General features: G+C 73.1%; 15 protein-coding genes. 9 read left to right on the top strand and 6 right to left on the bottom strand.

The window, feature by feature from the left end; genetic code table 11:
• The first annotated feature begins 30 nt into the window (after positions 1–30).
• From ACFVQG_RS07380 to katG, 4 genes are all read left to right on the top strand, one after another.
• On the top strand, positions 31–696 hold the full coding sequence (locus tag ACFVQG_RS07380; protein ID WP_383377821.1) for a peptidoglycan recognition family protein: 666 nt from the start codon (positions 31–33) through the stop codon (positions 694–696).
• Between the two features lie 217 nt (positions 697–913).
• Positions 914–1,192, top strand: a complete 279-nt coding sequence (locus ACFVQG_RS07385; protein ID WP_383377991.1) for an AraC family transcriptional regulator — start codon at positions 914–916, stop codon at positions 1,190–1,192.
• A gap of 78 nt (positions 1,193–1,270) precedes the next feature.
• Positions 1,271–1,708 carry a Fur family transcriptional regulator gene (locus ACFVQG_RS07390; protein WP_383377822.1) on the top strand — a complete coding sequence of 146 codons (438 nt, stop codon included), beginning with the start codon at positions 1,271–1,273 and terminating at the stop codon, positions 1,706–1,708.
• A gap of 38 nt (positions 1,709–1,746) precedes the next feature.
• Positions 1,747–3,963 (top strand): catalase/peroxidase HPI, encoded by a 2,217-nt coding sequence (gene katG / locus ACFVQG_RS07395; RefSeq protein ID WP_383377824.1) that lies wholly within the window; start codon positions 1,747–1,749, stop codon positions 3,961–3,963.
• A gap of 117 nt (positions 3,964–4,080) precedes the next feature.
• On the opposite strand, the gene ACFVQG_RS07400 is transcribed toward katG, so the two are convergent.
• Complete coding sequence (locus ACFVQG_RS07400; protein ID WP_383377826.1) at positions 4,081–5,166, bottom strand: M12 family metallopeptidase; 1,086 nt, start codon at positions 5,164–5,166, stop codon at positions 4,081–4,083.
• A 98-nt stretch (positions 5,167–5,264) separates the two neighbouring features.
• Here ACFVQG_RS07400 and ACFVQG_RS07405 point away from each other — a divergent pair, with 98 nt between their 5' ends.
• Entirely contained in the window at positions 5,265–7,136 is a 1,872-nt protein-coding gene (locus ACFVQG_RS07405) for a LuxR C-terminal-related transcriptional regulator (RefSeq protein ID WP_383377828.1), read from the top strand.
• A 344-nt stretch (positions 7,137–7,480) separates the two neighbouring features.
• Here ACFVQG_RS07405 and ACFVQG_RS07410 read toward each other — a convergent pair whose 3' ends face one another.
• On the bottom strand, positions 7,481–10,084 hold the full coding sequence (locus ACFVQG_RS07410) for a CHAT domain-containing protein (RefSeq protein ID WP_383377830.1): 2,604 nt from the start codon (positions 10,082–10,084) through the stop codon (positions 7,481–7,483).
• A gap of 108 nt (positions 10,085–10,192) precedes the next feature.
• On the opposite strand from ACFVQG_RS07410, the gene ACFVQG_RS07415 reads away from it, so the two are divergent.
• From ACFVQG_RS07415 to ACFVQG_RS07425, 3 genes are read left to right on the top strand one after another with little or no spacing between them, the layout of a single operon-like run.
• Positions 10,193–11,629, top strand: a complete 1,437-nt coding sequence (locus ACFVQG_RS07415) for a S8/S53 family peptidase (protein ID WP_383377832.1) — start codon at positions 10,193–10,195, stop codon at positions 11,627–11,629.
• A 7-nt stretch (positions 11,630–11,636) separates the two neighbouring features.
• Positions 11,637–12,275 (top strand): RNA polymerase sigma factor, encoded by a 639-nt coding sequence (locus ACFVQG_RS07420; protein ID WP_383377834.1) that lies wholly within the window; start codon positions 11,637–11,639, stop codon positions 12,273–12,275.
• The gene (locus ACFVQG_RS07425; RefSeq protein WP_383377835.1) at positions 12,272–12,748 is read left to right on the top strand and encodes a hypothetical protein; all 477 of its coding nucleotides are present in this window, start codon (positions 12,272–12,274) and stop codon (positions 12,746–12,748) included. The genes ACFVQG_RS07420 and ACFVQG_RS07425 overlap by 4 nt, the downstream gene beginning before the upstream one ends.
• Before the next feature lie 53 nt (positions 12,749–12,801).
• On the opposite strand, the gene ACFVQG_RS07430 is transcribed toward ACFVQG_RS07425, so the two are convergent.
• Both ACFVQG_RS07430 and ACFVQG_RS07435 read right to left on the bottom strand, forming a co-directional pair.
• A complete protein-coding gene (locus ACFVQG_RS07430; RefSeq protein WP_383377837.1) occupies positions 12,802–14,028 on the bottom strand; it encodes a cytochrome P450 in 1,227 nt (408 codons plus the stop codon).
• Between the two features lie 56 nt (positions 14,029–14,084).
• The gene (locus tag ACFVQG_RS07435; RefSeq protein WP_383377839.1) at positions 14,085–14,882 is read right to left on the bottom strand and encodes an N-formylglutamate amidohydrolase; all 798 of its coding nucleotides are present in this window, start codon (positions 14,880–14,882) and stop codon (positions 14,085–14,087) included.
• Between the two features lie 86 nt (positions 14,883–14,968).
• Between ACFVQG_RS07435 and ACFVQG_RS07440 the strand changes: the two genes are divergently transcribed.
• On the top strand, positions 14,969–15,310 hold the full coding sequence (locus ACFVQG_RS07440; RefSeq protein ID WP_383377841.1) for a DUF5713 family protein: 342 nt from the start codon (positions 14,969–14,971) through the stop codon (positions 15,308–15,310).
• Positions 15,311–15,389: 79 nt separating this feature from the next.
• Here ACFVQG_RS07440 and ACFVQG_RS07445 read toward each other — a convergent pair whose 3' ends face one another.
• Together ACFVQG_RS07445 and ACFVQG_RS07450 are read right to left on the bottom strand one after the other, a co-directional pair.
• Positions 15,390–17,609: an NADP-dependent isocitrate dehydrogenase gene (locus ACFVQG_RS07445; protein WP_383377843.1), complete on the bottom strand. Its 2,220-nt coding sequence runs from the start codon at positions 17,607–17,609 to the stop codon at positions 15,390–15,392.
• 346 nt (positions 17,610–17,955) lie between these two features.
• A complete protein-coding gene (locus ACFVQG_RS07450; protein ID WP_383377845.1) occupies positions 17,956–19,062 on the bottom strand; it encodes a mechanosensitive ion channel family protein in 1,107 nt (368 codons plus the stop codon).
• Positions 19,063–19,257: the final 195 nt, after the last annotated feature.

The raw sequence follows: 19,257 nt of genomic DNA on the forward strand, positions 1-19,257 counted from the left end.
GCCCTTCCCCCCTCCTCCGAGGAGTTGATCGTGAAGGCCGAGAACGACCTGCGCCGCCGCCTGCTGCTCGCCGCGACCGCCGGACTGGTCACCGGCACCGTCGGCCTGGGCACCGCCCACACCGCCCGGGCCCGCGGCGCCGAAGCGCTGGAGCCGGACATCGACTCCACCGCGACCTGGGGCGCGCGCCCGCCCCGCGGGACGATCAGCACCCTCCAGTACCGGCCGTCCAGGATCGTCGTCCATCACACGGTGAGCGCCAACACGTCCGACACCTCCCGCGCCCAGGCGCATTCCCACGCGCACTGGGTGCAGGACCTGCACATGGACAAGAACGGCTGGGTGGACACCGGTTACCACTTCCTGGTCAGCCGGGGCGGCTGGATCACCGAGGGCCGACACGGCAGCCTGCGCACCCTCACCGGCGGGTCGGCCTTCGTCCAGGGCGCACACACCTCGGGCCAGAACAACCAGGCCATCGGCATCGCCAACGAGGGCTCCTACCACGCGGGCGCGGTACCTCCCACGGCCCAGTGGGACGTCCTGGTCCTGCTGTGCGCCTACGTGTGCGCCCAGTACCGCGTCCCCGCCACGCAGATCTACGGCCACAAGGTCTTCGGCGACACCCTGTGCCCCGGCGTCATCCAGGACATGCTCCCGCGCCTGCGCGACGAGGTCGCCGGTCGCATGGGATAGGGGCATAAGGGCCGGTTTCCCTCGCTCCGGTGGCGGGTGCGGGGGCACGCCCCGGGACCGCCGGAGCCGGACCGGTTCCGGCACCCTGGACGACGGCGCCGACGAGGTGGAAGCCCGGGTGCGGACGCGGCGGGAGGATGCGGCGGGCTGCGCGCGGAACCCGGGCCGTGTCCTTCCGCAGGTGCGTACCGAGGACACGGCCCGGGACGTGGACCTGATGTGGCACGTGCTGGGCGGGGAACCGCTCGTACCTGTACGCGGTCCTGGCGCGCGAGGGCGTCGGCTTCGGCGACCGGGTGCGCACCCAGCGGCTGGACGCGTGCCGCCGCGAGCCGTCCCGGGTGCGCCCAGCTCCGGGACCATCGCGGCACTGTCCCGTCGCCCAGGCTTCAGGTCACCGTCGCACTTCAGCCGGGCGTTCAAGGCAGCGTACGGAATCCCCCCGCGGGCGTGGCGCGAGCTGAGGCACAAGGGCACGTCCGTGCCCGGACTCTGACGCGTCCCTGACCAACCCCAGATTTGGACCCATTCTCTTTCTTGAATCATTCGTGTTTGGAGCGGTAGGTTTTGTGGCATGACCGCACCTCGGACTCCGGCCGCCGCCGACGCCCTGCGCGGCGCGGGCCTGCGGGTCACGTCCGCGCGCGTCGCCCTGCTGGAGACCGTCCGCGGCGGTGACCACCTCGGAGTGGAGGCCATAGCCACCGGTGTGCGCGAGCGCGTCGGCCAGGTCTCCCTCCAGGCCGTGTACGACGCCCTGCACGCGCTCACCGCGGCCGGGCTGGTGCGCCGTATCGAACCGCCCGGTGGCCCGGCCCGCTACGAGGGACGCGTCGGGGACAACCACCACCACCTGGTGTGCCGGTCGTGCGGGACCGTCGCCGACGTCGACTGCGCGACCGGCGAGGCGCCCTGCCTGACCGCGTCCGACGACCACGGCTTCACGGTCGACGAGGCCGAGGTCATCTACTGGGGTCTGTGCCCCGGCTGTTCCACCACCCGCAGTGCCTGAGCACCGTATGTTCAGTCCAATCCGGAAGGATTCACCCCATGGCCGAGAACCCTGATGCCATCGTCACCGACCCCAAGGCGGAGGGCGCAGGCGGCTGCCCGGTCGCGCACGGGCGCGCCCTGCACCCGACTCAGGGCGGCGGAAACCGTCAGTGGTGGCCTGAGCGGCTCAATCTGAAGATCCTGGCCAAGAACCCCGCCGAGACCAACCCGCTCGGCGAGGACTTCGACTACGCCGAGGCGTTCCAGTCCCTCGACCTGGCCGCCGTGAAGCGGGACCTCGCCGAGGTGCTGACCACCTCGCAGGACTGGTGGCCCGCCGACTTCGGGCACTACGGCCCGCTGATCATCCGGATGGCCTGGCACAGCGCGGGCACCTACCGCATCAGCGACGGCCGCGGCGGCGCCGGTGCCGGTCAGCAGCGGTTCGCCCCGCTGAACAGCTGGCCGGACAACGCCAACCTCGACAAGGCCCGCCGCCTGCTGTGGCCGGTCAAGAAGAAGTACGGCCAGAACATCTCCTGGGCCGACCTCATGATCCTCGCGGGCAATGTCGCCCTGGAGACCATGGGCTTCGAGACCTTCGGCTTCGCCGGTGGCCGCGCCGACGTCTGGGAGGCCGAGGAGGACGTCTACTGGGGTCCCGAGACCACCTGGCTGGACGACCAGCGCTACTCCGGCGACCGCGAGCTGGAGAACCCGCTCGGCGCCGTCCAGATGGGCCTCATCTACGTCAACCCCGAGGGTCCCAACGGCAACCCCGACCCGATCGCCGCCGCCCGTGACATCCGCGAGACGTTCCGCCGCATGGCGATGAACGACGAGGAGACCGTCGCGCTGATCGCCGGTGGCCACACCTTCGGCAAGACCCACGGCGCGGGCCCCGCCGACCACGTCGGCGACGACCCCGAGGCCGCCTCCATGGCGGAGCAGGGCCTGGGCTGGAAGAACACCTTCGGCACCGGCAAGGGCGCCGACACCATCACCTCCGGCCTGGAGGTCACCTGGACCGCCACGCCCACCCAGTGGAGCAACGGGTTCTTCAAGAACCTCTTCGAGTACGAGTACGAGCTGACCGAGTCCCCGGCGGGCGCCAAGCAGTGGATCGCCAAGGACGCCCCGGAGATCGTCCCCGACGCGCACGACCCGTCGAAGAAGCACCGCCCGACGATGCTCACCACCGACCTGGCGCTGCGCTTCGACCCGGTCTACGAGCCGATCTCGCGCCGCTTCCACGAGAACCCCGACCAGTTCGCGGACGCCTTCGCCCGCGCCTGGTACAAGCTGACCCACCGCGACATGGGCCCGAAGTCGCAGTACCTCGGCGCCGAGGTGCCCGAGGAGACCCTGCTCTGGCAGGACCCGCTGCCCGCCGCCGAGGGCGAGGTCATCGACGCCGCGGACATCGCGGCCCTCAAGGCCAGGCTCCTCGACTCGGGCCTGACCGTCTCCCAGCTGGTCACCACCGCCTGGGCGTCCGCCTCCACCTTCCGCGGCAGCGACAAGCGCGGCGGCGCCAACGGCGCCCGCATCCGCCTGGAGCCGCAGCGCGGCTGGGAGGTCAACAACCCCGACGAGCTGGCCACGGTGCTGCGCACCCTGGAGAGCGTCCAGCGGGAGTTCAACTCCGGCGCCAGGAAGGTCTCCCTGGCCGACCTGATCGTCCTCGGCGGCTGCGCCGGTGTCGAGAAGGCCGCCAAGGACGCCGGGCACGACATCGAGGTGCCGTTCACCCCGGGCCGCGTCGACGCCACGCAGGAGCACACCGACGCCGAGTCCTTCGCGGCGCTGGAGCCCATCGCGGACGGCTTCCGCAACTACTACGGCAAGGGCAACCGCCTCCCGGCCGAGTTCCTGCTGGTCGACCGGGCGAACCTGCTCACCCTGACCGCCCCGGAGATGACCGTCCTGGTCGGCGGCCTGCGCGTGCTGGGCGCAGGCCACGACGGCTCCAAGGCCGGAGTCCTCACCGAGACCCCGGGCAGGCTGACGAACGACTTCTTCGTCAACCTGCTCGACCTGGGCACGGAGTGGAAGGGCACCTCCGAGGACCAGACCTCCTTCGAGGGCCGCGACGCGGCCACCGGCGAGGTCAAGTGGACCGGCACCCGTGCCGACCTGGTCTTCGGCTCCAACTCCGAACTGCGCGCGCTCGCCGAGGTCTACGCGAGCGACGACGCCAGGGAGAAGTTCGTGACCGACTTCGTCGCCGCGTGGGACAAGGTCATGAACCTGGACCGGTTCGACCTCATCTGACCGTCCGCCGTATGGCGTGGCCGAGACTCGTCTCCCTCCCCCGAAGGAGACGAGTCTCGGCCGCTCCCCCGGTGCCGGACCATGGTCCAAGCGCCCGTGCGGTGCGGCGCCGTGCTGTCACCAGCACATGACCGCCGTCTCGCCCGAACCCCAGCTGGAGTACAGGCGCACACGGACGAAGTAGCGGCGGCCCTTGACGAGCCTGGCCCTGACGGTGGCGTTGCGCTCGGTGCCGCCGTCGTCCTGTCCGGCGAGATAGCGGGGTTCGCCGTCCCGCACCTCGAAGATCACCACGACCGCGTCGCCGTCGCCGAACGCGCCCACCGTGTACTCCCGCGTCTGCGGCGGCTCCACGGTGAAGTCGGCCTGCTCACCCGGTCCGAGGCGCAGCGGCGCCGAACGGAACGGCACCAGCGCGGGCGGCTCCGGCGCGGCGAGCGGCGGATACCAGCGCAGGGCGAACTCCTTGTCGAGCGGCGAGAGCGTGCCGGGCGGGTTCAGCCCCGCGCGGTACTGCTCCGGCTCCAGGATCAGCCCCGGCGGGAACGCGTACTCCATGATCGACTGCGGGTCCCAGGCCGAGCCGTTGACCTCGTCGCCGTCCAGCTTGCGCAGGATGTTGAAGAACGTCCGCTCCCGGTCCCAGAAGTTCGGCGGGCCCGCCAGTTCGGCGAACACGGCCTCGTCGTCCCAGTGGATCCCGGCGAACGGGCTCTGGTGCTCGTGCAGCATCCCCAGCGCGTGCCCGATCTCGTGCAGGGCCGTGCCGCGCTCACCGGGCGCCGTCAGGTCCCAGCCGAAGTTCATGGTGCGCTCACCGGTGCCGACCCGCAGGGCGTCCTTGCCGACGGTCGACCAGGACCCGTCGCCGTACTGGAAGCCGATGCGCAGCTCGGCCTCCGACCGGTCGCCGACCTCGACGAAGGACAGGCCGATACCGAGGCCCTGCCACTCCTCGAAGCACTCCCGCACCACGTCCTGCTGCTCCTTGGCACCCACCCACGACACCCGCCGGGTCTCCGCGGTGCCGGGGACGGCGATCACCGAGGCGTCGCCGTCACGGTCGAGGAAGCAGTAGTGCAGGACCGTGCCGTTGACCCACATCCGGTGCCCGCGGACGAGCGCACTGAGCCGCTCGGCGGTCAGCCCCGGGGCGAACGCGGGGGCCGACGCCTGCACGAGGGAGCAGTAGCGTCCGGGCATGCGCCAAGACTGGCGGGACGGGCACCCCGTGCGCCTGAGTCGAGGGCTACTCAAGTCGCCCTGTATCAGGAGTGAGTAGCCCGGCTCTTGCTGTCGTGATGACTTTCGCACGGGACCTGACGTCCGCACGGGACACGACGTCCGCACGCACCGCGACGACCACCGGCACCGCCAACACCCTGGACCTGCCCTGGCCGTTCACCGGCCGGGAGGACGAACTCGAGGCCGTCCGCCGCTCCCTCACCGGGGGACGGCCCGGCATCGTGATCACCGGCCCCGCGGGCTGCGGCAAGACCCGGCTGGTCACCGAGGCCGTACGGGGCACCGACTGGGCGCGGGCCGCCGGAACCCCCGAGACCCGGCAGATCCCGTACGCCGCGTTCGCCCATCTGCTGCCGGAGCGGGCCACCCTGCACCGCGCGGTGCAACTGCTCTCCGGCCGCAGGCTGCTGGTGGTCGACGACGCCCATCTGCTCGACGACGCCTCCGCCGCCCTGGTGCACCAGCTCGCCGTACAGGGCCGCACCCGCCTGCTGATCGTCGCCACGGACGGCGACCCGGTCCCCGGCGCGATCTCCAGGCTGTGGACCGGCGAACTGCTGCCCCGCCTCGCCCTGGAGCCGCTGCCCCGCGAGGACACGGTCCACCTGGCGGCGGCGGGCGCGGGCGGCCCCCTGGAGCCGCTCACCGGAAACCGGCTGCACCGGCTGGCCCGGGGCGATCTGCGGCTGCTGCGCGACCTGGTGGGCGCGGTGCGCGAACGCGGACTGTTCACCCGCGTCCCGGACACCGGCGACCGGGTGTGGCGCGGTCCCGTCCCGGTCACGGCCGCCCTTCGCGAACGCACCGCGCCGGTCCTGGACCGCACCGACCCCGACGAGCGCGAGACCCTCGACCGCCTCGCCTTCGCCGAGCCCCTGCCGGTCCCGCTCGACAGCCTCGACCTGCGCGTCCTCGAACGCCTCGAGGCCGACCGGCTGATCCGCGTCGACGACCTCCCCGAGGGCGTGCCCGACTCGGCCGTACGCCTGGCCCACCCCCTGCACGGCCCCGTGCTGCGCGCCTGCGCGGGCACCCTGCGGGCCCGCCGCCTCACCGGCGCCCCCGGCCGCTGCGGCCCCGCCCTCGCCGCCGAGGCGGCCACCCTGATCCGGCACATCGAACTGGCCGACGTACGCGCCCTGCCGACACCGGTGGGGGAGTGGCTCGCGGACGAGGGCGTCGCGATACCCACCGGATACGCCGCCGTGCGCGCCCGGTTCGCGCGGCTGCGCGGGGAACTGCGGGAGGCCGCCGCCTGGGCGCGCCAGGGGCTGCGGTACGCCCCCGACGACCGGGACTGCCGTGTCGAACTCGCCCTGGCCGCGGCGCAGGTCGGCGATCTGGCCACCGCGGAGCGTGCCGTCGCCGACCGGCGGTCCGCGGCCTGGGTGGCGGCGGCGCGGGGCGACCTCGACGCCGCGGTGGCGGCCCTCGTGCCCGAGGGCGCCTTCATCCGCTACGACGCCGTACGCCTCGGCGCTCCCGAGCGGGCCGGGGATCTGCCCGTCGGGGTGCTCGCCGACCACGCGTTCGCACTGGAACGGCGCGACGGCGGCGCGCTCGACCGGGTCGCGCGGGCGCTGGAGGAGCGGGGGTTCCTGCTGTTCGCGGCGGAGGCGTACGCGCAGGCCGCGGGGGTGCACCGGGAGCCGCGGGCGGCGCGTACCGCGCGGACGCGCGCGGTGGCGCTGGCGCGCCGGTGCCAGGGGGCGCGGACGCCCGCGCTGTCCGGGCTGGTGCTGGGGGAACTGACGGCACGTCAGCGGCAGATCGTGACGTTGGCCGCGGCGGGACTGAGCAACCGGCAGATCGCGGAGCGGCTCACCCTGTCCGTGCGGACCGTGGGGAATCACCTGTACAGCGCTTACGCGCGGTTGGGGGCGAGTGATCGAGGGGCGTTGCCCTGTGCTGTGGGGCTGGGCGCGTGAGCGTCCGCCCTCCTTCTCACACGTATGCCGGAACGGCACGTCCTGGACGAAGCGCGCCCAGGCCGGTGGGGTGGGTTCGCCGCAGAGGGCGCAGGCGAGACCGAGGGGGTCGGTGACCGCGTCGCGCAGGCGGCGAGTACGGCGGCAGCGTCCCGATCGTCGGCACGGCCTCCGACGGCTCCACCTGCCACCCGGGCACCATCGGCGACTCCGCCGCGCCACCCCGGGTCAGCGTTGCCGTCCGGTGCTACAACGCGGTCGGCCCACGGTCCGACGCGCCGTTCGCCGCCGGATACCTGCGCCGCCCGTAGCGACGGCCCACGGCGCGGCCCGGGCGCTCCCGCTCAGGCCGCGCCGAACGCCGTGAACGCCCACCCCGTCGCCTGGTGCACCGAGTCGCCCGGCAGGGCGGCGCGGGCGTCGCGCAGGGCCTCCGCCACGGACAGACCGGCGCTGAGGCCCTTGTGGAGGGTGAGCATCAGGGGGACCACCGCGGCGTCGTTCACCGGGGCGCTGGCCGCCACCACGCCCGCCGTGCCCAGCGGCAGCAACGCGGTGACCAGGCCGAGGAGTTCGTCGGCACCGACCGAGGCCAGCCGGGCGGTGTCGCAGCTGGAGAGGATGATGCGGTACGGGCTGCGGTCGAGCCGCTCGAAGTCGTGCACGATCAGCGGGCCGTCCGCCATCCGCAGGGAGGAGAACAGCGGGGCGTCGGCGCGGAACGTGCCGTGCGCGGCGATGTGCGCGAGCGCCGCGCCGTCCAGTTCCTCAAGGACCCGCGGGACCCGCGCCTCGTCGTGCTCCAGGACCGTCGGCCTGCCGTAGCGGTCCGCGAGGTCCGGCACCTCCGCGCCGCCGGACGCCAGACCGGGCCCGCGGACCAGCACATGGCGGCCACCCGGCGGCGGCTCGGTCTCCCGGGCGCGCAGCCAGCTGCTCGCCGACGGCGACACGCTCAGCACCCGCTCCCGCAGCGAGGGCAGCAGCGCCCACGGCACCCGGTGCAGCCGCGCGGGCGGCACCACGACGACGGGCCCGCCGCCCAGCCGTTCGGCGGCCCGCCCGAGCAACAGCTCCTCCAGGCGGCGCCCCATCGCCTCCACCACCGGCATCCGGTGCTCCGCGCCGGGGTGGGCCAGCCGCCGCAGCGCGGCCTGGACGTGCTCGGCCTCCGTCACCGCCGCGGCCAGTTGCCCGGCCTCGAACCGCCGCACCCGCCCCTGCCCGCACAGCAGCACGTGCACCACCCCGTCGAGGACGGCGAGTTCCACCAGCTGGGTGTCGCCGAGCCGGGCCAGCAGCCGGTCCACGTCGAACCGGTCCCCGCCCCCGGGCGCGTCACCCCGCATGTGCAGGGTGCGGGAGCGGATCTCCCGCTCCAGCCGCCGCTGTTCGCGCTCCAGCGCCGGAACGGGCCGCCCGTCCATCCGGGCCTCCTCCGCGCGGGCGGCGATGGTCCGGAACGCGGTCAGCGAACTGAGCAGCGCCGGATCGGCCGGGGGGCGGGCGGGGGGCGCGGACAGCACGGTCGCGCGCCAGCGTTCGCTCCACACCAGCAGCCGCCGTGGCCCGCCCCGCTCCCGGCTCGCCTCCTGCGCCAGCGCCGCAAGCTCCGCGCCCTGCTGGGTGGCGCGGGCCCGCAACTCCGAGGCGCCCAGCGTCATTTGGTGGTCATCCAGTACGTCCAGACCGCGACGGCACGCCTCCAGCACCCCCCGGCGCGAGCCCTGCGCCTGGGCCTGCAGCGCCTGCGCCGCCCAACCCGTCAGCCGCGCCAGCGGCGGCCCGCTGTGCCTGCTGCGGGCGGCCACCGCCAGATGCCGCTCGGCGTCCGCCGTCCAGCCCAGGCGCAGCGCGATCCGGCCCGCGAGCAGCGAGGCCCTCGGCGCGGCCGGGGCGCCGAACGCGGCCAGCTCCTCGGCCACCGCCGCCGCGTCCGCGACCAGCCGCCCCGATGTGCGCCCGGCGGCCACCCGCGCCTCGATCAGCACCAGCCGCGCGTGCGTCTCCCACCAGGTGCGCCGCTGCGCCGCGAACAGCCGCACGGCCAGCGCCGCGCGGGCTATGGCCGTGTGCGGATCGCCCACCAGCCCCGCCGCGCGGGCGGCGGCCAGGAGCAGTTCCGCCTTGCGGGTGGACTGCCCGCCGATGTCGTCCAGGACCGCGATCGCCGCGTCCGCCTCCGCCAGCGCCTCCGGCGCCAGCCCGGCCGCCATCAGCACCTCACAGCGCCGGATGCTCAGCATGAACGTCGGCGTGCCCAGCTCGGCGTACCGCGCCTCGGCCTCGTCGAGCAGCCGGAGCGCCACCGGGATGTCCCCGGAGCGGAACGCGGCGAGTCCCCGGCTCTCCACGGCGTCCGCCTTGTCGTGTTCCTGGCCGGTGGTGTCCCACAGCGCCTCGGCGGCGGTGAAGTCGGCGTCCGCCCGGTCCACCGCGCCCAGCGCCAGGTGCACGGTCGCCCGCAGGGTCAGCGCCCGCGCGGTCCAGATGGTGTCGTTCACCTGCCGCAGTACGGGAATCGCCCGTCGTACGTCCTCCAGCGCCTGCGGATGATGGCCGAGCACCCACCAGACGTACGCCCTGCGGTACAGCACGCGCGCGCGGGTGTGCCCGGCGCCGCGCCGCACGCCCCGCTCGAACGCCGCCAGGCCCTGCCGGGTGCGGCCCGCGTGGACGAGGGCCACACCGAGGGTGCCGAGGACGTCCGCCTCGCGTTCGGCCAGATCCGCGCGGGCGGCCAGGTCCCGGGCCCGGCGCAGATGGTGCAGGGCGATCCGCAGATCGCCGAAGTCCCGCTGCCAGATACCGATCACCTGATGGGCGACGGAGGCGTGCAGGGGCGGCGGATCCGCGCCGAGCAGGTGTTCCGCCTCCGCCAATGCCTCGTTCGGGGCGGCGAACACCCTCGGCAGCAGTCCGAGTACCGAGTCGCTTCCCGCTGTCACCCTCCGGATGGTAGTGGCCCCGCAACCGCGTCACACAGGTTTGGGTCTGTATCAAACGGGCCGCACCCGGCTCTGATAGACGACCGCCGCCTCAGTGGGAGGACACCCATGGCACCACAGCGATTCCGCGAGCAGTTCGACCACATCCAGCGCTCGATGCCCGATGTCCCCCTGGCGATGGGGCCCGACGACTCCGCCCAGTTCCTCTACGAGAAGGGCGTCGTGCTGGTCCGGGACGGCGAGGACGCCCGGCTGGTCGAGGACACCGTGCGGACGTTCTTCACCGAGGCCCCGGATCTCGACCCGGAGCAGGTGCGCCGGGTCAGCCCGCGGACCAACCGCACCGGCGTCACCCGTATCCAGGTCGGCGACCCCGGCCAGGGCGGCGCCCAGGGCGACCCGATGGTGGCGCACGCGCTGCGGGCCGTACGCGAGCGCGAGGGCCGGGCCCGGCGGCGCCTGGTCAGTCGCAACCACGTCATCCACATCGCGCCGGTCAACGCCTGCCCCGGCGACGAGCCGGTGCCCGCCCCGCGCGCGGACGGCACCAACCCGGCGCCCGCCCCGGGCCCGGCGTACGACCCCGAGAGCGCGGTCGGCGTGCTCGTCATCGACACCGGCCTGCTGCACGACTACCACTCCTGGGCCCCGCTGGCCCATGTCACCGGGGACATGGCGGTCCAGGAGACCGACGGCAACGGCATGCTCAAGCAGTACGTCGGCCACGGCACGTTCATCGCCGGGGTCGTCACCGCCGTCGCGCCCAACACCGACGTCACCGTGCTGGGCACCCTCAGCGACGTCGGCGCCATGCTGGAGTCCGAGTTCGGCGGCGCGCTCTTCGAGAGCGTCGACCGGCACGGCTGGCCCGACATCATCAGCCTCTCCGCGGGCACCACCAACGGCGGCCTGGACGGACTGCTCGGCATGGACGCCTTCATGGCGGAACTGCGCGAGCAGCGCACCCTGCTGGTCGCCGCCGCGGGCAACAACGGCAGCGCCACGCCCTTCTGGCCCGCCGCCTATGCCACCCACCCCGACCACGCCGACAGCGTGCTCTCCGTCGGCGCGCTGCGCAGCGACGGCGAGTACGGCGCCTGCTTCACCAACCACGGACCCTGGGTGAAGGTCTTCGCCCCGGGCGAGCGCCTCACCAGCGCCCTCACCGGCTTCGACACCCCGGTCCCGTACGTCTACCAGCACTCCACCTACGACGCCTGCCGCTACGGCTTCGGCTACGCCTGCACCTGCCAGGAGCCCGGCCACTCCGGGGTGCTGAGCGACGAGGCCGCGGCGGCCAAGCCCGACCAGGTGATGTTCGAGGGTCTGGCGCAGTGGAGCGGCACGTCCTTCGCGACGCCTGTGGTGGCCGGGCTGGTCGCCGAGCTGATGGCCACCAGCGGTCAGCGCGACCCGCGGGCCGCCGCCCGTCAACTGCTCGCGCAGGTCACCGACTTCGCGCAGGTGCAGGGGGCGCACGTACCGGCGCTCAGGCCCCCGACCTGGAGCTCGGTGTCCGTCGAGGCGCTCGCTCCCTCCGTATGAGGCCGGTATGAGGTCCGAAGCATGCCCCGCCACGGCGTACGATGACTTGCCGTACTCGAGGGGTGGGGCCGTGGACCGTGCAGATGTCGGCGCGCTCGTCCAGTCCGCCGTCGATGGTGACGCGGCGGCCTGGAAAGCGCTGGTGGAGGGGCTCAGCCCCCTGGTGTGGTCGGTGGTGCGAGCGCACCGGCTCTCGGACGCCGACGCGCACGAGGTCTATCAGACCGTCTGGTTCCGTTTCGCCCAGCACCTGGGGCGGATCCGGGAACCGGAGAAGACCGGATCCTGGCTGGCGAGCACCGCGCGGCACGAGAGCCTGAAGGTGATCAGGAGTTCGCGGCGGCTGACGCCGACGGACGATCCGCAGCTGCTCGACCGGGTCAGCGAGGACCGGACGCCGGAGCAGTCGCTGCTCGACTCGGAGGAGGCGGCCGCCCAGTCCGAGCGGATCCGGCGGATGTGGCAGGAGTTCGAGGAACTCGGCGAACGCTGCCGTCAGTTGCTGCGGGTGCTGATGTCCTCGCCGCCGCCCAGCTACCAGGAGGTGTCCGCCGCACTGGGCATCGCCGTAGGCAGCATCGGTCCGCTGCGGCAGCGCTGTCTGCGCCGCCTGCGGGCCCGACTCGACGCACGGGGAGTGCTGTGAACCGCCACAACGACCACGGATTCGACGAGGAGGAGTTCGGCGCCGGTCTGCTGGAGGAGGAGTTGCGCCGCGCCGCCGCCATCCTCGACCCGGTACCGCCCGAGCTGCGGCGGACCGCCGTCGAGGCGTACACCCTGCACGACCTCGACGCCCGGCTCGCCGAGCTGACCTTCGACTCGCTCGTCGACGCGATCCCGGTACGGGGGGTGACCGACCCGCCGCGGATGCTGACCTTCCGCACCGGTGAGCTGACCGTGGACGTGGAGGTGACCTCCGAGGGCCTGATGGGCCAGGTGCTGCCGCCGCAGCCCGCCCGCATCGAGGTGCTCGGCGGCGCCCGGGTGGCGGCGCCGCCCGCCCTCACCGCCGACGACATGGGCCGCTTCACCAGCGACATCCCGCCCGCCGGGCCCTTCGCGCTGCGACTGCGCACCGGCGCGGAGGTGGTCGTCACGGAGTGGCTACGGGCCTGATCGCCGGACGGGGGCTGACCACCGCGGGTCACGATCTGCGGGCGGGGAGCAGGTCACCAGGCGCAGGGCAGGGTCTGGGGGCCGCGGATCATCGTCCTGCGCCGCCAGGTGACCTCCTCCGCGGGCACCGCGAGCCGCAGTCCCGGCAACCGGTCGAGGAGGGTGTCGAGGAGGAGTTCGGTCTGCATCCGGGCCAGTACGGCGCCGGTGCAGTAGTGCGGCCCGTTGCCGAACGCCAGATGGGGGCAGGAGGCCCGGTCCGGGTCGACGCGGTCGGGGTCGGGGAACACCTCCGGGTCGCGGTTGGCGGCGAGGTAGGAGACGTACACCGGCTCGCCCGCCCGGATGCGCAGGCCGTGCAGGTCGACGTCCTCCAGGGCGATCCGGGCCAGGCCCACCGAGCTGCGGTGCGGGATGTAGCGCAGCAGCTCGTCGATCAGGGGGCCCCGGTCCGCCGGGCGCTCCCGCATCCGTGCCAGCAACTCCGGGCGGGTGAGCAGCAGGTACAGCATCTGGCCGCAGTTGTGGGTGACGGCCTCGCCGCCGATCTGGAGCGGCCCGGCGAGCCCGACCGCTTCCTCCTCGCTCATCTCGCCCCGCCCGACCGCGGCGCCGAGCAGCGCGTACACATCGGTGCCGGTGCTGTCGCGGCGGGCCCGGACCGTCTCGGTGATCCAGGCGTACATGCCGTCCTTGGCCCGCCCGGCGGCCTCCGCGCCACCGGAGGTGGAGATGATCTGCCGGGTCCAGGAGTGCACCTTCTCCCGCTCGTCGGCGGGCACCCCCATCACCTCGCTGACCACGGCGATCGGGAACGGCTCCAGGACCCGCTCGACCAGATCGGCGGGCGGCCCGTCCCGTACGACACCGTCCACCAGCTCGTCCAGCATCGTCTGTGCCCGGGGCCGCAGCCTCCTCACCGCCGCCACCGTGAAGGCGCCCGCGACCGGCTTGCGCAGCCGGTTGTGGTCGGGCTGGTCGGCGAAGGCGAGCGAACCCGGCCGGGGCTTGAAGTGCGGGGCCATCCGGGTCACCTGACGGTCCGGCACCTCGGCCCGGCCGAACCGCGGATCGTTGGTGATCAGCTTCACGTCGTCGTAGCGGGTGGCCAGCCAGGCCCAGCCCTCGCCGTACGGCAGCCGGATCCGGGTCAGCGGGCCCTCGCGCATCAGCTCGGCGAGGACCGGGTCGAACTCCGTCCCCTCCAGGTCGGGCGTGGGCCAGTCCCGCACCGGGGGAGGGGCCTGGCCGGTCAGCGTGCTGGTCTCCTCGGTCGTCATGCCCCCACCCTCACCGCGTCCCACCCGCCTGTCGCGCGGGAGTGCTCCAGCCGGGCTCAGCCCACCGCGTCCACCAGCCGCGCCAGCGCCGCCCCCAGCCGGGTGAGCCCGTCGGGTTGGGCGGCCCCGCCGGGTTCGGTCATGTACACATCCCGGCGGATCTCCACCATCAGGGCCGACACGCGCGCGTCGGCCCCGTAGAACCCCAGCGGTACGTACGTCCCCGCGAACGGGCTGTCCAGCCCCACCTCCCCGCACTCCGCGAACGCCTCCCGGGCCGCGGCGAGCAGCTCCGGCGGCGTGTGGAAGGCGTCGGTGCCCAGGCAGACCGGCGGGCGCGGGCCCTCGCCGTGCAGCTCGTAGGGCAGCGGGGCGGTCGGATAGGAGTGCACGTCGATGATCACGGCCCGCCCGGTCGCCGCGAGCCGCTCCGCGACCGCCTCCGACATGGCCCGCGCGTAGGGCCGGAAGTACCGCTCGACGAGCGGCCCGGCGTCGAAGCCGTCCGGCCGCAGCACGTCCTTGTGCGTGGTCCGCGTGTATACGGCGCCCATGCCGACGGCGAGCATCTCCTCCCGCTCGTCCGGGAACCGCTCCGGGTCGACGACCAGCCGCGACAGCCGGTTCACGAACCGCCAGGGCGTGACCCGGGCCGCGGTGGCCGCGCGGGCCGCGATCTCGGCGGTGTGCGCGTCGGTGATGTGGTCCAGCTCCCGCTCCAGCTCCGTGTCCCCGAGCACGATGCCCGCGCGGGCCTGAGGTGAGATGTCCCGCGAGGAGTGCGGCACATGCAGGATCAGCGACGACTCGGCGGCGCCGGGCAGCAGCGAGAAGGTGGGGGACACGGAAGGCACGGGGGGCACGGGGCGGCTCCGGGGGGCGTTGTCAGTGGGGTGCGGCAGGATCGGGGTGTCGGATCACACGCGAGCACGGGGGCATCATGCCGATCAGCAACGAACAGGTGGCCGGACACCGCTTCCTCCGGGTCCTGTACGAGGACGACTACTACCCCGACCAGGTGCTGGACCGGGGCGCGGCCGTCCTGCTGCGGCTGTGCGAGCGCATCGAGACGGAGCGGCCCGCCGACCTCGCCGCCCTGTACGCGCTGACGCACGCGGCGACGCGTGCGTTCAACGACCTGGACGCCGAGTTCATCGCGGCGGGCAGCGAGATCGAGACCGTGGCCCGGGACGGGATAGCCGAGGAGTTCGGGTTCATCGCCGATGCCTACGGCTTCACCGACGCGGACCTGGAGGAGCTGGTCGCGCCCCGGGACTGGTGAGCGGACCGGCGGCCGGTACGGCTCCGCCCCGGCCGGAGGGGTACGCCGGTCGGGGCGGAGGGCTGGTGCGGGCCGGGCGTCAGCTCAGGGACGCGAGGGCCTCGTTCCAGGTGGCCGACGGCCGCATCACCGCGGCGGCCTTGGCCGGGTCGGGCTGGTAGTAGCCGCCGATGTCGGCGGGCTTGCCCTGGACGGCGAGCAGCTCCTGGACGATCTTCTGCTCGTTGGCGGCGAGCGTCTCGGCGAGCGGGGCGAAGGCCTTGGCCAGCTCCGCGTCGTCGGTCTGCCGGGCCAGCTCCTGCGCCCAGTACAGGGACAGGTAGAAGTGGCTGCCGCGGTTGTCGATGCCGCCGACGCGACGGGTCGGGGACTTGTCCTCGTTGAGGAAGGTCGCCGTGGCGCGGTCGAGGGCGTCGGCGAGGACCTTGGCGCGGGTGTTGCCGGTGGCCTCGGCGTACTGCTCGAGGGACGGCACCAGGGCGAAGAACTCACCGAGGGAGTCCCAGCGCAGGTAGTTCTCCTTGACCAGCTGCTGGACGTGCTTCGGGGCGGAGCCGCCCGCGCCCGTCTCGAACAGGCCGCCGCCCGCCATCAGCGGGACCACCGACAGCATCTTGGCGCTGGTGCCCAGTTCCATGATGGGGAAGAGGTCGGTGAGGTAGTCGCGCAGCACGTTGCCGGTGACGGAGATGGTGTTCTCGCCGCGGCGGATGCGCTCCACGGACAGCTTGGTGGCCTCGACGGGGTTGAGGATCCGGATGTCCAGGCCCTCGGTGTCGTGCTCCGGCAGGTATTGCTCGACCTTGGCGATCAGGTTGGCGTCGTGGGCGCGGGTGGCGTCCAGCCAGAACACCGCCGGGTCGCCGGTGGCGCGGGCGCGGGTGACGGCCAGCTTGACCCAGTCCTTGATCGGGGCGTCCTTGGTCTGGCAGGCGCGGAAGATGTCACCGGCCTCGACGGGCTGCTCGATCACGACGTTGCCCGCGGCGTCGACCAGGCGGACGGTGCCCGCGGCCGGGATCTCGAAGGTCTTGTCGTGGGAGCCGTACTCCTCGGCCTTCTGCGCCATCAGGCCGACGTTCGGGACGGAGCCCATCGTCGACGGGTCGTAGGCGCCGTTGGCGCGGCAGTCCTCGATGACGGCCTGGTAGACACCGGCGTAGCTGGAGTCCGGGATGACCGCGAGGGCGTCGTGCTCCTGGCCGTCCGGGCCCCACATGTGGCCGGAGGTGCGGATCATGGCGGGCATGGAGGCGTCGATGATGACGTCCGAGGGGACGTGCAGGTTGGTGATGCCCTTGTCGGAGTCGACCATCGCCAGCGCCGGGCCCTCGGCGATCTCGGCCTCGAAGGACGCCTTGATCCCGGCGCCCTCGGGCAGGGCGTCCAGGCCCTTGAGGATGCCGCCCAGACCGTCGTTCGGGCTCAGTCCGGCGGCGGCGAGGGCGGCGCCGTAGCGCTCGAAGGTCTTCGGGAAGAAGGCGCGTACCACGTGGCCGAAGATGATCGGGTCGGAGACCTTCATCATCGTGGCCTTCAGGTGCACGGAGAACAGGATGTCCTCGGCCTTGGCCTGCGCGACCTGCGTGGTGAGGAACTCGCGCAGCTTGGCGACCCGCATCACGGAGGCGTCGACGACCTCACCGGCGAGCACGGGGACGGACTCGCGCAGGACGGTGGTGGTGCCGTCGGCGCCGACCAGCTCGATGCGGAGGGTGCCGTCCGCGTCGACGACCACGGACTTCTCGGTGGAGCGGAAGTCGTTCTCGCCCATGGTGACGACGTTGGTCCTGGACTCGGGGGACCAGGCGCCCATGCGGTGCGGGTGGGTCTTGGCGTAGTTCTTCACCGAGGCGGGGGCGCGGCGGTCGGAGTTGCCCTCGCGCAGCACCGGGTTCACCGCGGAGCCCTTGACCTTGTCGTAGCGGGCGCGGATGTCGCGCTCCTCGTCGGTCTTCGGCTCGTCCGGGTAGTTCGGCAGCGCGTAGCCCTGGGCCTGCAGCTCGGCGACGGCGGCCTTGAGCTGCGGGATGGACGCCGAGATGTTCGGCAGCTTGATGATGTTGGCGGCGGGCGTCTTGGCCAGCTCGCCCAGCTCGCCGAGGGCGTCCGGGATGCGCTGGTCCTCGGTGAGGTACTCCGGGAACACCGCGATGATGCGGCCGGCCAGCGAGATGTCCCGCGTCGTCACGGCGACACCCGCCTGCGAGGCGTACGCCTGGACCACCGGCAGGAAGGAATACGTCGCCAGGGCCGGGGCCTCGTCAGTGTGCGTATAGATGATGGTCGAGTCAGTCACCGGGTGCTCCGCTCCACGTCTGCAACATTGCTCGACATCAAGATATCTCGTGCCGGGGGATCCCGGGGCATGGGGCTGGCACGGGGTGCCGGGATCTTGGGGCGTGGGGAGTTCTGGGGTGCTCGGGGCTTGTGTGCGTGGTGCGGGCGCGGGTGGCCGTGTGGCTGGTCGCGCAGTTCCCCGCGCCCCTGGCCGGGCGGCCCGGGGCCGGGGCCGGGGCGTCGCACCCCGACCAGGCGGCCGGGCCCCGGCCGTCGAGCCGTCGTCCGGGATCCCGGCGACGAGCAGGGGTGCCCGGTGCCGAAGCGGCGGGTGGGGACCGGCCGGCGCCGGGTTCGATGGTGGGCTACTGCCGCGGCACCCGTTCCTCCCGCTGGTGCGGGATCAGCGTCTCCTGTGCCTGGAGGACCTGGGGCAGGCCCGAGCCGTCCTGGTGGAGGGCCACCGTGCGGGTGGGGGCCGGGATGCGGATGCCCTCCTGGCGGAAGCGCTTGTGGAGGCGCTTGATGAACTCGTGCTTGATCCGGTACTGGTCGCTGAACTCACCGACGCCCAGGATCACCGTGAACCCGATCCGGGAGTCACCGAAGGTGTGGAAGCGGATCGCGGGCTCGTGGTCCGGCACCGCGCCGGTGATCTCGGTCATGACCTCGGTGACGACCTCGGTGGTCACCCGCTCCACCTGCTCCAGGTCGCTGTCGTAGCCGACCCCGACCTGCACCAGGATGGTCAGCTGCTGCTCGGGACGCATGTAGTTGGTCATGTTCGTCTTGGCGAGCTGCCCGTTGGGGATCACGACCAGGTTGTTGGAGAGGTTGCGGACGGTGGTCTGCCGCCAGTTGATGTCCTCGACGTAGCCCTCCTCCCCACTGCTCAGCCGGATGTAGTCACCGGGCTGCACGGTCTTGGACGCCAGGATGTGGATGCCCGCGAAGAGGTTGGCGAGCGTGTCCTGAAGGGCCAGCGCGACCGCGAGACCGCCGACGCCGAGGGCGGTCAGCATCGGCGCTATGGAGACGCCGAGGGTCTGCAGGACGACCAGGAAGCCGATGGCCAGCACCAGGATGCGGGTGATGTTGACGAAGATCGTCACGGACCCGGCGACCCCGGAGCGGGACTGCGTCACCGTCTGCACCAGACCGGCGACGATCCGGGCCGCCGTCACCGTAGCGACGAAGATCAGCAGCACGGTCAGCACCTGGTTGGTGTGGTGCTGGACGGTCCTGGTCAGCGGCAGCACCGCCGCCGCGGACGCCGCCCCGCCCGCGATCGCCGCCCACGGCAGCAGCGTGCGCAGGGCGCCCACGAGGACGTCGTCGCCCTCCCAGCGGGTGCGCTTGGCGTGTCTGGCCAGCCAGCGCATCAGCGTCCGCGCCAGGAACGCCGCCAGCAGGCCCGCCGCCAGCGCGATCCCGGCGACGACCAGGTCATGCATGGTGACCGCTCGGTTCACCGGGCACCTCCGGGCGCACAGCTTGCGGCGAAGTCGTTCGCCGACGGCCGGATGTGAAGTCTCGTCACGTCGTCACCTGCTCGATACTGCGGGATTTCCGGGGGTGTGCGCCGTAGGGGGCCCGATGGCGATCCGAGGGAGCCCGACCGGAGCCCGCTACCGGCGCAACCGCTCATCCTGCCGTATCCAGCAGGT

This window comes from Streptomyces sp. NPDC057877 (genome assembly GCF_042796855.1).
Taxonomy (GTDB): domain Bacteria; phylum Actinomycetota; class Actinomycetes; order Streptomycetales; family Streptomycetaceae; genus Streptomyces.